General features: G+C 70.3%; 12 protein-coding genes and 1 tRNA gene. 6 read left to right on the forward strand and 7 right to left on the reverse strand.

Annotation, left to right across the window (positions count from 1 at the left end; translation table 11 throughout):
* Positions 1-45: 45 nt before the first annotated feature.
* Together ACWGQ1_RS05160 and ACWGQ1_RS05165 are read left to right on the forward strand one after the other, a co-directional pair.
* Positions 46-819: a hypothetical protein gene (locus ACWGQ1_RS05160; RefSeq protein ID WP_136030209.1), complete on the forward strand. Its 774-nt coding sequence runs from the start codon at positions 46-48 to the stop codon at positions 817-819.
* 170 nt (positions 820-989) lie between these two features.
* Positions 990-1,493, forward strand: coding sequence for a DUF3145 domain-containing protein (locus ACWGQ1_RS05165; protein WP_136030211.1), 504 nt, complete (start codon positions 990-992; stop codon positions 1,491-1,493).
* Positions 1,494-1,625: 132 nt separating this feature from the next.
* On the opposite strand, the gene yczR is transcribed toward ACWGQ1_RS05165, so the two are convergent.
* The gene (yczR, locus tag ACWGQ1_RS05170; RefSeq protein ID WP_452312482.1) at positions 1,626-3,029 is read right to left on the reverse strand and encodes a MocR-like transcription factor YczR; all 1,404 of its coding nucleotides are present in this window, start codon (positions 3,027-3,029) and stop codon (positions 1,626-1,628) included.
* A gap of 95 nt (positions 3,030-3,124) precedes the next feature.
* Here yczR and yczE point away from each other — a divergent pair, with 95 nt between their 5' ends.
* Positions 3,125-3,787, forward strand: a complete 663-nt coding sequence (yczE, locus tag ACWGQ1_RS05175) for a membrane protein YczE (RefSeq protein ID WP_452312483.1) — start codon at positions 3,125-3,127, stop codon at positions 3,785-3,787.
* 69 nt (positions 3,788-3,856) lie between these two features.
* On the opposite strand, the gene ACWGQ1_RS05180 is transcribed toward yczE, so the two are convergent.
* From ACWGQ1_RS05180 to aceE, 6 genes are all read right to left on the reverse strand, one after another.
* Positions 3,857-5,095, reverse strand: a complete 1,239-nt coding sequence (locus tag ACWGQ1_RS05180) for a beta-ketoacyl-[acyl-carrier-protein] synthase family protein (RefSeq protein WP_136030217.1) — start codon at positions 5,093-5,095, stop codon at positions 3,857-3,859.
* A 93-nt stretch (positions 5,096-5,188) separates the two neighbouring features.
* The gene (locus tag ACWGQ1_RS05185) at positions 5,189-5,437 is read right to left on the reverse strand and encodes an acyl carrier protein (protein WP_136030219.1); all 249 of its coding nucleotides are present in this window, start codon (positions 5,435-5,437) and stop codon (positions 5,189-5,191) included.
* A gap of 69 nt (positions 5,438-5,506) precedes the next feature.
* Entirely contained in the window at positions 5,507-6,508 is a 1,002-nt protein-coding gene (locus tag ACWGQ1_RS05190; protein WP_136030221.1) for a beta-ketoacyl-ACP synthase III, read from the reverse strand.
* Positions 6,505-7,425: an acyltransferase domain-containing protein gene (locus ACWGQ1_RS05195; RefSeq protein WP_452312484.1), complete on the reverse strand. Its 921-nt coding sequence runs from the start codon at positions 7,423-7,425 to the stop codon at positions 6,505-6,507. The genes ACWGQ1_RS05190 and ACWGQ1_RS05195 overlap by 4 nt, the downstream gene beginning before the upstream one ends.
* 94 nt (positions 7,426-7,519) lie before the next feature.
* On the reverse strand, positions 7,520-8,716 hold the full coding sequence (locus ACWGQ1_RS05200) for a PucR family transcriptional regulator (protein WP_136030264.1): 1,197 nt from the start codon (positions 8,714-8,716) through the stop codon (positions 7,520-7,522).
* A gap of 31 nt (positions 8,717-8,747) precedes the next feature.
* Positions 8,748-11,474: a pyruvate dehydrogenase (acetyl-transferring), homodimeric type gene (gene aceE, locus ACWGQ1_RS05205; RefSeq protein ID WP_136030225.1), complete on the reverse strand. Its 2,727-nt coding sequence runs from the start codon at positions 11,472-11,474 to the stop codon at positions 8,748-8,750.
* Between the two features lie 153 nt (positions 11,475-11,627).
* Here aceE and ACWGQ1_RS05210 point away from each other — a divergent pair.
* The 3 genes from ACWGQ1_RS05210 (at position 11,628) to ACWGQ1_RS05220 (ending at position 13,633) form a co-directional block, all read left to right on the forward strand.
* Positions 11,628-11,700 (forward strand) — tRNA-Val (locus tag ACWGQ1_RS05210).
* A gap of 28 nt (positions 11,701-11,728) precedes the next feature.
* On the forward strand, positions 11,729-12,616 hold the full coding sequence (locus ACWGQ1_RS05215) for a TIGR01777 family oxidoreductase (RefSeq protein ID WP_136036163.1): 888 nt from the start codon (positions 11,729-11,731) through the stop codon (positions 12,614-12,616).
* Between the two features lie 63 nt (positions 12,617-12,679).
* Positions 12,680-13,633, forward strand: coding sequence for an L-lactate dehydrogenase (locus tag ACWGQ1_RS05220; protein ID WP_136036162.1), 954 nt, complete (start codon positions 12,680-12,682; stop codon positions 13,631-13,633).
* Positions 13,634-13,663: the final 30 nt, after the last annotated feature.

A 13,663-nucleotide genomic window follows, 5' to 3' on the forward strand; every position in this document is an offset into this window, starting at 1 on the left:
CTGTTAAAACGTGCTGGCCCCCGATGAAAGGAACATGACTCGATCATGGGATACATCAAGTCCGCAGCGCTGGAGGAGAAGGGCTTCGTCGTCCTCGACAGCTACGACCAGGAGGCCGACCCCAAGGAGTGGCTGGACGTCGAGTACAACGACTGGAAGTCCTCGGGCGACACCCGGTTCGCGCCCCTCGCCAGCGCCTTCGGCGACATCGAGTGCAACGGCTTCTGGAACCACAAGCCGCCGCGCACCGATAAGGACGGCGTCTGGATCGACTCCCAGGTCGCGAAGGCACCGAACCTGACGCGTCGCGCGCAGGAGCCGGGCGCCAACGTCGGTCGGTGCCGCATCATCGAGCTGCAGCCCACCCCGTACGGCGACTGCCTGTACAACCTGCACCAGGACGACAACAACCGCCTGAACCCGGACGGGACCGGCTGGGTCGTCCGCGGCTTCTTCAACCTCACCGACGACAAGGACAGCTACTTCGTCCTGCGCGAGAACCGCACCGACCCGAGCATCGAGTACCGCATCGCACTGCCGGCCGGCGCGCAGCTGATCGTGGACACACAGCGCCTGTGGCATGCCGCCACCCACAACGGCACCGACCCGCGCTACTGCCTGATCACGTCGTGGACCTCGGGCCCCGAGCTCGACGCCTACATCGAGAAGTACCACGGCACCGACGACGTCCCGAACGTCGAGGTCCCGCAGGACGTGCTGGAGTTCGGCTACGCCGAGCAGGCGCGCAAGGACGCGGCGCGCGCCGCGTACTACGCCGCCAAGGGCCAGCAGGTCAAGCAGGCCATGAGCGAGGCGTGATCCTCCGCTGATACGACGAGGGCCCCGGTCGCTCGACCGGGGCCTTCGTCATGGAATCACACGCTTGTGATTTATGCGGAACTCCGCGAGAATGGGCGCACAACCGCATACTCTCGCCACTTCGTGGGTCAGGTCGTAGGGGAAGACGCACCTGATGAAACGGAGAGATCATGGCGACGGCTTACGCACGCGGAGTGGTGTTCATCCACTCGGCGCCTCGCGCGCTCTGCCCGCACCTGGAATGGGCGGTCGGTCGCGCTATCGGGCGTGCGGTGAACTTCGACTGGACGGAGCAGCCGGTCCTCGACGGCGCCCGGCGCGCCGAGTTCTACTGGGACGGCCCCGTCGGCACGGGTGCTGCGCTCGCGACCGCGATCCGCGGCTGGGAGCACCTGCGCTTCGAGGTCACGGAAGACCCGACGCCCCGCAGTGACGGCGGACGCTGGCTGCACACTCCGGATCTCGGCATCCACTACGCGCAGACCGACGCCGCCGGCAACATCGTGATCGGCGAGGACCGCATCCGCTACGCGATGGAGATCGCCGCAGGAAACGCCGTCGAGCTGCAGCGCGAGCTGGACATCGCGCTCGGCTCCGCCTGGGACGAGGAGCTCGAACCGTTCCGCCACGCCAGTGACGATGCGCGCGTCGTCTGGCTCCACAAGGTCGGTTGACCGGCCCGCAGACCGGGGGCGCGGGAGGCGTGAGTATCGGATTCCGGTGAGTGATCCCGGACGCTGAGAAGACGTATCCTCGCCCCGCTCGACGAAGACCCCGCCACGGACGACGCGGCGGGGTCTTCGTCGTCAGATGACAGCCGCGTGGCGCATCTCCGCTGCGGGCTGTCGGCTGCCTCCCACCAGGTCACCCCACGCCAGGGCGAGACGGGCCATCGCCTCCGCCGTGCGCTCCGGCGGAAGGGTGATCGGGATGCGGAGCCGGCGCTCCAGCACCCCGCCGGTCGTGAAGCGCGGCCCTGGGGGCAGGATCAGGCCCTGCTCGCGGGCGGCGAGCGACAACGCCGTCGAGACCGGCGCGCCCAGATCGATCCAGGCCGACAGGCCGCCCGGGGTGCGCGGCATCCGCACGCCGGGCAGGTGCGTGAGGCCCTCGGCGACGGCAGCGCGTCCCGCCGTGAGCCGGCTGCGCACGTGCGCGCCGAGTGCAGGCATGTCGCGCAGCAGCTCGACCGCGATGCACTGCTCGAGCAGCGCGGTGCCCAGCTCGAACGAGGGGCGGACGGCGAGCAGGCGCGCGATCACGGAACGCTCGGCCCGGATCCACCCGATGCGCATCCCGCCCCACGCGATCTTCGACATCGAACCGACGGTGATGACGTGCGGCCCCTCCGCGGCGAGGGGGACAGGAGCCCAGCCGCGGTCGATGTCGAGCTCGGCTGTGGTCTCGTCGACGATCAGATGGGTTCCCACGTGGCGCGCGGTGGCGGCGATGCGGGAGCGCTCCTCCTGCGGAAGGGTGGCACCGGTCGGGTTGTGGAAGTCGGGGATGAGATAGGCGACGTGGGGGCGCGCGCTGAGCAGCGTGTCCGTGACGTGGCGGGTGTCCCAGCCGTCCGTGTCGACCGGCGTGGGCACCAGGCGGTAGCCGTGCCGATGGAGGGCTTCGAGCGCGTGGGGGAAGGTGGGCTGTTCCACGAGTGCGCGTTCGCCCCGACGCCCGATCGCGGTGAGGATCAGGTTCACGGCGTTGAGCGCTCCGGACGTCACGATGATCTCGTCCGCGGTGGTGTCGGCCCCGCGTTCCGTGAAGCGCTGCGCGAGCGCCTCGCGCAGCTCCGGAAGCCCCTGCAGCGAGTAGCCGCTCGTGCCGCGCAGCGCCGCGAGTCGCGGGAGTGAGCGCACGGTCGCGTCGTACAGCCCGGGGGTGGAGTCCATCGAGGCGATGGAGAGGTCGATCGCGTCGCCGTCGCCGTCCTGTCCCGGCAGCGCGGGGCCGTGGGGGAGTGCGACCCGGGTGCTGCCGCCGTGGTGGCGCGTGACGTAGCCGTCCGCCTCCAGCAGGCCGTACACGCGCGTGATGGTCGAGCGGGAGCGGCGCAGCTCGACCGCGAGAGCACGCTCGCTGGGCAGTCGTTCCCCCACCGTGAGCCGGCCGTCGAGGATGAGCGCGGTGATCTGGCGGGCCAGGGCGGTGGCCGCGGCGCCGGCGACGCTGCGCGCTCCGAGCTGTTCCACGAGTCGTGAGGACATGACTCCAGCTTGCCGCAAAGTGGACTGCTATACGCAGGCCACTTTTGTCGCAGTGGTCTCGGCGACCGCGGCTCCCGTCGTTCCACGATGGAGAGATGCTCCTGCGCTCCATCCTCCTGCCCGTCCGCGCCACGAGCCCTCGCGACCTCGCGGAGCGCCTGGTCCAGCTCGTCATCGGACTGATGCTCTACGGCATCGCGCTGGCGTTCATGGTCCGCGGGGGCATCGGTGTGGCGCCGTGGGACGTGCTCGCGCTCGGTGTCGCGGGACGGAGCGGCCTCGGCTACGGCGCCGTCACCGTGCTGGTGTCGATCGTGGTCTTGCTGCTGTGGATCCCCCTGCGCCAGCGCGTCGGTCTCGGCACCCTGCTCAACGCCCTCCTGATCGGCCCCAGCGCCGATCTCGCACTGCTGGCACTGCCCTCCCCGCCGAACGTGTGGATCGGCGCGCCCATGTTCGTGTTCGGACTCGTGCTGCTGGCCTTCGCCACCGGGCTCTACATCGCCGCCGACTTCGGTCCCGGCCCGCGGGACGGACTGATGACGGGTCTTATCCGGACCACCGGATGGCCGGTCTGGCTCGCCAGGACCGTGATCGAGGGTTCGGTGCTCCTCATCGGATTCCTGCTGGGCGGCCCGGTGGGTGTGGGGACCGTGCTCTTCGCGTTCGGCGTCGGTCCGCTCATCGGCTGGTTCCTTCCCCGCATCGAGCGGCGCCGCAGGGCCCGGTCGCAGCGGCTCGCCGTCTCGAACGGCTGAGCCGGGTCCGTCGAGACAGGACGAGGCCCCCGGGACGTCCCGGGGGCCTCGTCGTGTCGTACGGGGTCGTCAGTCGGCGCTGCCCACCACGAGCACCGCGTTGTGTCCGCCGAAGCCGAAGGAGTTGCTGATCGCGATCTGCGGTCCGTCGCCCAGGGGCATCGGCTCTCCGGACAGGCGGAACGGGACCTCGGGGTCGGGCTCCGTCATGTTGATCGTCGGAGGGGCGACCCGATCGCGCAGCGCGAGGATCGAGAAGATCGCCTCCAGCGCGCCGGTGCCGCCGAGCAGGTGCCCGGTCGACGCCTTGGTGGCCGACACCGGGATCTCATCGATCCGGTCGCCGAAGACCTTCTTGAGCGCTGTGTACTCGTTCGGGTCGCCCACCGGCGTCGAGGTGGCGTGGGCATTGATGTGCGTGACCTGGTCGGCCGTGATGCCGGCCTCCTCGAGAGCCTGCGTGACCGCACGGGCCGCGCCGTTGCCCTCCGGGTCGTTGCCCGTGATGTGGTAGGCGTCGGCCGTGACGCCGCCGCCCAGGATGTAGCCGTAGATCTTGGCGCCGCGAGCCTTGGCGTGCTCTTCGGTCTCGAGGATCAGCGCGGCCGCTCCCTCGCCCATCACGAAGCCGTCGCGGTCGATCGCGCCCGGACGCGATGCGTGGGCCGGGTCGTCGTTGCGGCGGGAGAGGGCCTGCGCGGAGGCGAACGCCGCCATCGTGATGGGGTGGATCGCGGACTCGGTGCCGCCGGCGATCACGACGTCGGCGAGACCCTCCTGCAGGTGGTGGAAGGCGTGGATGAGTGACTCGGTGCTCGAGGCACAGGCGCTCACCACGGTCTGCGCGTAGGCGCGGGCCTCGAACTGCAGCGAGAGGTTGCCCGCGGCAGCGTTGGGCATGAGCATCGGGACCGTCAGCGGCATGACGCGGCGCGGTCCCTTCTCGCGCAGCGTGTCCCACGCGTCCAGCAGGGTCCACAGGCCGCCGATGCCGGTCGCGAAGTCGACGCCGAGGCGCTCGGGGGCGACCTCGGGGGAACCGGCGTCGGCCCAGGCCTCGCGTGCCGCGATCAACGCGAACTGCGAAGACGGGTCCAGACGCTTGGCCTCGTGGCGCGGCAGCACCTCTTCGGGGCGGACGATCGCCGAGGCGGCGAACGTGACGGGCAGCTCGTACTGCTGCACCCAGTCGTGCTCGATCGTGCGGGTGCCGGACACCCCGGCGAGGAGGTTGGTCCAGTTCTCGGGAGCCGTCCCGCCGATGGCGGACGTGGCGCCGATGCCGGTGACGACGATGCGCTTGGTCATGAAGGTGGTTCCTTGTCGAACGGGAGTCGTGCGGGAGATGGGCAGAGCGGAGGATGCCACGCCCCGCCGCAGCGGGGGTGGCATCCTGCCGTGTTACTCCTGGCCCGCGACGATGAAGTTGACCGCGTCGCCGACGGTCTTGAGGTTCTTGACCTCGTCGTCGGGAATGGTCACGCCGAACTTCTCCTCGGCGTTGACGACGATCGTCATCATCGAGATCGAGTCGATGTCGAGGTCGTCGGTGAACGACTTCTCCAGGGCGACCTCGGAGGCGTTGATGCCGGTCTCGTCGGTGATGAGCTCTGCGAGGCCGGAGAGGACCTCATCGTTGGTGAAAGCCATGGTGGTCTTCCTCTTTCTTACGGGGTGTATTAGGAACCGTGGAACAGTCTAGGGAAGGTCGGCGCGGACTCAGGGGAGGACGACGACCTGTGCGGCGAACACGAGACCGGCGCCGAAGCCGATCTGCAGCGCCAGCCCACCCGAAAGCTCGGGGTGTTCAGCCAGGAGGCGGTGGCTCGCGAGCGGGATGGAGGCGGCCGAGGTGTTGCCCGTCGTCTCGATGTCGCGGGCGATCGCCGTGGTCTCCGGCAGACCGAGCTGCTTGGCGAACTCGTCGATGATGCGCATGTTCGCCTGGTGAGGGATGAACGCGGCGAGGTCCTCCGCGGTCACGCCCGCCTTGTCCAGTGCCTCACGGGCGACCTTCACCATCTCCCACACCGCCCAGCGGAAGACGGTCGGGCCCTCCTGGCGCAGCGTGGGCCACGGCACCTCGCCGTCGCGGAACTCGGTGAGGGTGGCGTTCATGCCCACGGCGTCGGCCTTGGAGCCGTCCGAACCCCACACGGCGGGGGAGATGCCCGGCGTCTCGCTGGGGCCGATCAGTGCAGCGCCGGCACCGTCGCCGAGCAGGAACGAGATGCTGCGGTCGGTGGGGTCGACCACGTCGGACAGCTTCTCGGTGCCGATCACGAGAGCGTGGCGTGCCGTACCGGCCTTGATGAGCGCGTCGGCCTGCGCGATCGCGTACGCATACCCCGCACAGGCGGCGTTGATGTCGTAGGCGGCCGCCGGGTTCGCACCGACGCGGTCGGCGACGATCGCCGAGACCGAGGGCGTCTGCTTCGGGTTGCTGATCGTCGCGACGATCACGAGGTCGACCTGGTCGGCGGGGACGCCCGACTTCTCGATGGCCTCGGCGGCCGCGGCGGTGGCCAGGTCGATCGCATCCGTTCCCTTGTCGGCGCGCACGCGAGTCACGATGCCGGTGCGCTGGCGGATCCACTCGTCGCTCGAGTCGATCGGACCGATCAGGTCGTCGTTCGGGACGGCGTTCTCGCCGCGCGCGGCACCGTACGAGTAGATGCGGGTGTACGCGGGGCCGGTGAGCTGGGCGAGCGTGGCGCTCATGCGGCGTCTCCGTTCAGCAGCGCGACGGCTGCGTCGAGGTCTTCGGGGGTCTTGACGGCGACGGTCGGCACACCACGGAGCCCGCGCTTGGCGAGGCCGACGAGGGCGCCGGCGGGGGCGAGCTCGATGACCCCGGTGACGCCCGCCTCGGCGAACGACGCCATGCAGAGGTCCCAGCGCACCGGCGACGACACCTGGTCGACGAGATACGAGAGCGCCTGCGCGCCGTCGGAGACCACGGAGCCGTCGCGGTTGGTCCAGAGCGTGATGTCGGGGTCGACGGGGGACACGTCGGCCACCGCGTCGCGGAGCGCGGCGACCGCCGAGCCCATGTACGAGGTGTGGAACGCGCCGGCGACCTGCAGCGGCACCACGCGCGCGCCCTTCACCGGCTCCTCGGCCAGGGCGGCCAGTGCCGGCAGCGGTCCGGCGACGACGATCTGGCCGCCGCCGTTGTAGTTGGCGGGGGACAGGCCGAGCTCGGCCAGGCGGGCGAGCAGCGCGTCTTCGTCGCCGCCCAGCACCGCGCTCATGCCCGTGGGGGTCTGCGCGGCGGCATCGGCCATCGCGCGGCCGCGGATCCCCACCAGACGCATGCCGGTCGTCTCGTCGATCACCCCGCTGCCCACGAGGGCGGCGACCTCGCCGACCGAGTGACCGGCGATGCCGTCCGCACGGCGGCCGGACCGCTGCACGAGGGCGTCTCCGGCGAGGAGCGACGCGGCGACGATCAGCGGCTGCGCGATGCGCGTGTCACGGATGGTGTCGGCGTCGGACTCGGTGCCGTGGGTGCGGAGGTCGACCTCGGCCGCCTCGGAGAAGGAGGCGAGACGCTCCTCGGCGCCGTCGAGGTCGAGCCAGGGGGCGAGGAAACCGGGGGTCTGCGAGCCCTGTCCAGGGCAGACGACGACAATCACCCACCCAGTCTGCCAACGATTGCCGACGAGCGGTGGATGATCCATCACAAGATTGCGAGGATCCCTTGTGTGTGGCGCACAGGGCCCGGCGGCGTCACCGCGGCGGGCGCCGTGCGGACGGGCGGCGACGCACCTGCTCCGCGGCACCGATGGACCCGAGGATGAGGGCCGTCTGCAGGATGAGGGCCTCGCGCGGGCCCGTGGCGTCCCACCCGATCACCTCGCTCACGCGCTTGAGGCGGTAGCGCACGGTGTTCGGATGCACGAACAGCTCGCGCGCGGTCGCCTCCAGCGAGCGGCCGTTGTCGAGGTAGCTCCACAGCGTCGTCACCAGATCGGTCGAATGGGCCTGCAGTGGGCGGAAGATGCGTTCGACCAGCGTCTGCTTCGCGAGGGGGTCGCCCGCCAGAGCGCGCTCGGGGAGCAGGTCGTCGGCTTCCACCGGTCGCGGTGCGCTCCGCCAGGCGCGAGCCACCGCGAAGCCGGCGAGGGCCGCCCTGGCGCTCTGGCTCGCATCGACGAGGGCGGCGACCGCGGGTCCGAGCACGACGAAGCCGGGCCCGAACGACGGCTCGAGCCGGGCGGCGATCTCCTGGAAGCCCAGCTCCTCGTCCTCGCCCTCCTGTCCGGCCACGCGGGCACGGCCGAGCACCAGGACGAGCCGTGAGCCCTGAACGCCGATCAGCACGTCGACCGCGAGCTTCCGCGCCGTCCGACGCACGAGGTCCACATCGAACTGCGGAGGCGTCGTGCCGACCAGCACCGCGACCTCGCCGTGTCCGTGCCAGCCCAGGGCGGCGATGCGGCTCGGCAGCTCCTCGTCGGCCTCTCCCGTGAGGATCGAGTCCACCACGAGTGCCTCGAGGCGCGCATCCCACAGGCCGCGGGCCTCTGCGGCGCGGGCGTACACGTCGGCCGCGGCGAACGCGACGTCGCGCGAGTACAGCAGGATGGCCTCGCGGAGATGCTCACCCTTGCCGGCGACGCGCTCCTCGGTCACCTCCACCGTCACGCGGATCAGCTGGAGCGTCTGCTGCAGGCTCACGCTGCGCAGGAGCTCCCGTGGCGCGGCGGCGAAGATGTCCGCCGCGATCCACGGGGTCGAGGTGGGGTCGTCGTACCACTGGATGAACGAGGTGATGCCCGCCTGCGCCACCAGCCCGACCGCAGAACGGCGGGCCGGTGGCATGTCGGCGTACCACGGGAGCGTGTCCTCCAGCCGCTTGATCGTCACCGAGGCGATGTCACCGGAGATCCGGCGCAGCCAGGTGAGTGTCGCGGCCTTGTCCATGCCGGCGGCAGACGACGGTGTCACCGAAGGCTCAGCTTTCCCCGCCTGCGTTACCGCTGGTGCCGGCGTTCACATCGTGCAGACGGTACTTCTCGATGGCCTGCGCGGCGAGCGAACGGTCGACCGTGCCCTCCTCCGCGAGCGACTGCAGCGTGCGCACCACGATCGACGGACCGTCGATCTTGAAGAAGCGACGAGCAGCGGCACGCGTGTCGGAGAAGCCGAAACCGTCGGCGCCGAGCGTGGCGAAGCGGTTCGGCACCCACGGACGGATCTGGTCCTGGACGGCGTGCATGAAGTCGCTCACCGCCACGACCGGACCCTCGACGCCCTGCAGCTTCTGCGTGAGGTACGCCGTGCGCGGCTCCTGCTCGGGGTGGAGGAAGTTGTGCTCGTCGGCGGCGAGACCGTCGCGGCGCAGCTCCGTCCAGGAGGTGACCGACCACACGTCGGCGATCACGCCCCAGTCGTTCTTGAGCAGCTCCTGCGCCTCCATCGCCCACGGCAGTCCCACGCCCGACGCGAACAGCTGGGCGCGAGGCCCGTCGCCCTCGCCGACCGAGACGCGGTGGATGCCGCGGACGATGCCGTCGACGTCCACGTCCGCCGGCTCGGCGGGCTGCACCATCGGCTCGTTGTACACCGTGAGGTAGTACATGACGTTCGGGTCTTCGTGCTCGCCGCCGTACATGCGCTCCAGACCGGAGCGGACGATGTGCGCGATCTCGTAGCCGTAGGCCGGGTCGTAAGACACGGTAGCCGGGTTGGTCGCGGCCAGCAGGTGCGAGTGGCCGTCGGCGTGCTGGAGGCCCTCACCGGTCAGGGTGGTGCGTCCGGCGGTCGCGCCGATGATGAAGCCGCGTGCCATCTGGTCGCCCGCCGCCCACTGGGCGTCGCCCGTGCGCTGGAAGCCGAACATCGAGTAGAAGATGTAGATCGGGATCAGCGGCTCGCCGTGCGTGGCGTACGACGTGCCGGCCGCGGTGAAGGCCGCGAGGGCGCCCGCCTCGTTGATGCCGACGTGGACGATCTGGCCCTGCGGGCTCTCCTTGTAGGCGAGCAGCAGCTCCCGGTCGACCGACGTGTAGTGCTGACCGTTCGGGTTGTAGATCTTCGCGGTCGGGAAGTAGGCGTCCATGCCGAACGTGCGCGCCTCGTCGGGGATGATCGGCACGATGCGGTGACCGAACTCCTTCGAGCGCAGCAGGTCCTTCAGCAGGCGGACGAAGGCCATGGTGGTGGCGATCTCCTGCGTGCCCGAGCCCTTCTTCGGCAGCGCGTACGCGTTCTCCTCGGGGAGCGAGAGCCCCACGTGGGTCGAGCGGCGCTCCGGCAGGAAGCCGCCCAGCGCGCGACGGCGCTCCAGCATGTACTGGATCGTCTCGTCCTGCGGTCCCGGGTTGTAGTACGGGGGAAGGTACGGGTTCTCCTCGAGCTGCGCGTCCGTGATGGGGATGTGCATCGCGTCGCGGAACGTCTTGAGGTTGTCCAGCGTCATCTTCTTCATCTGGTGGGTCGCGTTGCGGCCCTCGAACTGCGGGCCGAGCCCGTAGCCCTTGACGGTCTTCGCGAGGATGACGGTCGGCTTGCCCTTGTGCTCGGTCGCGGCCTTGAACGCGGCGTAGACCTTGCGGTAGTCGTGGCCGCCGCGCTTGAGGTTCCAGATGTCGTCGTCGGAGTAGTCCTTGACGAGGGCGGCGGTGCGCTCGTCGCGCCCGAAGAAGTGCTCGCGGATGTACGCGCCCGACTCCGCCTTGTAGGTCTGGTAGTCGCCGTCGGGCGTGACGTTCATCAGGTTCAGCAGCGCGCCGTCGGTGTCGCGGGCGAGCAGGTCGTCCCACTCGCGGCCCCAGACGACCTTGATGACGTTCCAGCCGGCACCGCGGAAGAACGACTCCAGCTCCTGCACGATCTTGCCGTTGCCGCGCACGGGGCCGTCGAGACGCTGCAGGTTGCAGTTGACGACGAAGGTCAGGTTGTCGAGGCCCTCGTTCGCCGCGACCTGCAGCTGACCGCGGCTCTCGACCTCGTCCATCTCGCCGTCGCCCAGGAAGGCCCAGACGTGCGACTGCGAGGTGTCCTTGATGCCCCGGTTCTCCAGGTACTTGTTCGACATCGCCTGGTAGATCGCGTTGATCGGGCCGAGCCCCATCGACACGGTGGGGAACTGCCAGTACTCGGGCATCAGCCGCGGGTGCGGGTAGGAGGGGATGCCGTTCGGGGCGTGCGACTTCTCCTGGCGGAAGCCGTCGAGCTGGTCCTCGGTCAGACGACCCTCGAGGAACGAGCGGGCGTAGGTGCCGGGGGAGGCGTGACCCTGGATGAAGATCTGGTCGGCACCGCCGGGGTGGTCTGCACCCTTGAAGAAGTGGTTGAAGCCCACCTCGTACAGGGCGGCGGAGGAGGCGTACGTGGAGATGTGACCGCCGACACCGATGCCGGGACGCTGCGCCCGGTGCACCGTGATGGCCGCGTTCCAGCGGATCCAGGCGCGGTAGCGGCGCTCGATCTCCTCGTCGCCGGGGAACTCCGGCTCGTTCTCCGGCGCGATCGTGTTGATGTAGTCCGTGGTGGGGACCATCGGCACGTTCAGGTGCAGCTCCTTGGAGCGCTTGAGCAGGCTGAGCATGATCTCACGGCCGCGGCCGTGTCCCTTGGCATCCACCAGCTCATCGAGCGACTGCTGCCACTCGCCGGTCTCCTCCGGATCGCTGTCGAGGGGGCCCTGAGAGTACGGATCCTGGTCGTGGACGGTCACGGGGGAACCTTTCGTCAAGCTGGCAGGTCATGCCAAGGAAACGGGAAGCGACACGGGCAGCCTTGTCGGCCGTGCACAACGCGCGCCGACCTCAGCCTATCCCTCTTCCACGACGTGGGCGCGCATGCGCCGCCGGATAGACTGAGCGCACCAGGGCCTTTAGCTCAGCTGGTAGAGCGCCACGTTTACACCGTGGATGTCGTCGGTTCGATCCCGGCAGGGCCCACCGTCTCGAGGAGACCGGGGGAGCGACCATGGCGCGACGCATCGTCATCAGCGGGGCATCCGGCCTGATCGGCTCCGCCCTCGCGGCCTCGCTGCGAGGCGACGGGATCGAGGTCGACACGCTCGTGCGTCACCCGCCCCGGGAGGACGGCGAGCATCAGTGGATGCCCGGTGTGAGCTCCCTCAACCCCGACGTGCTCGCGGGTGCGGAGGCGGTCGTGGCCCTGGGCGGTGCCAGCGTCGGCCGGCTCCCGTGGACGCTGCGGTACCGCCGGGAGCTGGTGGAGTCCCGGCTCGATGCGACGCACACCCTCACGACGGCGCTGCGCTCGCTCGGCTCCGACGCTCCGGCGCTGGTCTCCGCGTCGGCCGTGGGCTACTACGGCTCCGCGCCGGGGGAGACCCTCACGGAGGACTCGCGGCCGGGCGACACGTTCCTCGCCGACCTCTGCGTGCGATGGGAGGCCGAGGCCAGACGGGTGGAGGACCTCACCCGGGTCGCGCTGCTGCGCACGGCCCCCGTGATCCATCGCCGCGGCGTCCTGCGGCCGCTGGTGCTGCTCACCCGGCTCGGGGTCGCGGGACCGCTGGGCCCTGGCACGCAGACGTGGCCCTGGATCTCGCTCGAGGACGAGGTGCGGGCGATCCGGCACACGCTCGACGCGAAGCTCACCGGTCCGGTGAACCTCGCGGGTCCGACGCCCGCCACCATGAACGACATCGGACGCGCCCTTGCCGCGCGGATGCATCGCCCGTACTGGCTTCGCGCTCCCCGCTGGGCGCTGCGCCTGGCGCTCGGGGACGCGGCCGACTCGCTCCTGCTGCCGGATGCCGATGTGCGCCCGGAGGTGCTCGAGCGCTCGGGGTTCCGGTTCACCCACCGGACCGCGGCGGATGCGGTGGCCGCGGCGGTCTGACCTGCGCGCTTTCGCACGGCTCGCCCCCTCCCGGAGCGGCGAGCCCGCTGTCAGTATGGGCGCATGGAGATCATCGAGAACTCGAAGCTCACGGTCGTGGGTGCGGGGAGCGTCGGCTCCAGCGTCGCGTACGCCGCACTGATCCGCGGCTCCGCCCGTCACGTCGCGCTCTATGACATCGCCACCGAGAAGGTCGAGGCCGAGGTGCTCGACCTCGCCCACGGGACCCAGTTCACCGGGTCGAGCGCGATCGTCGGCGGCAGCGACATCTCGGTCGCGGCCGGCTCGCACGTGGTGGTCATCACCGCCGGGGCCAAGCAGAACCCGGGGCAGACCCGCACCGAGCTGGCCGGGGTGAACGCGGGCATCATCCGGCGCATGATGCCCGACCTGCTCGCCGTCGCACCGAACGCGGTGTACGTCATCGTCACGAACCCGTGCGACGTGCTCACCGTGATCGCTCAGCAGGAGACGGGGCTGCCGCCGGAGCGGATCTTCGCCTCCGGCACGGTGCTCGACACGTCGCGTCTGCGATGGAAGCTCGCCGAGCGGGCGGGAGTGTCGACTGCGAGCGTGCACGCGCACATCATCGGCGAGCACGGGGACACGGAGTTCCCCCTGTGGTCCCGCGCCACGATCGGCACGGTGCCGATCCTGGAGTGGGAGACGCCAGGACACCCGCGGTTCACGCTGGAGGAGCTGGACGAGATCGCGGTGGAGGTGCGCGACGCCGCGTACAAGGTGATCCGCGGCAAGGGGGCGACCAACTACGCGATCGGGCTGTCGAGCGCGCGGATCGTGGAGGCCATCCTCCGCGACGAGCACGCCGTGATGCCGGTGAGCACGGTGCTGCGCGACTTCCATGGCCTGGACGGCGTCGCCCTGTCGGTGCCGTCGATCGTGAGCGCCGCCGGGGCCGAGCCGATCCGCGCCACCTCCTTCTCGGAGCGCGAGCTGGAGCAGCTGCGGCAGTCGGCCGATGCTCTCACCGCGGTCGCGGGGTCCCTGCAGGCGTGAACTGGGGGCGGTGCGCGGGCACCGCCCCGG

It is taken from the genome of Microbacterium sp. NPDC055599, assembly GCF_053618975.1.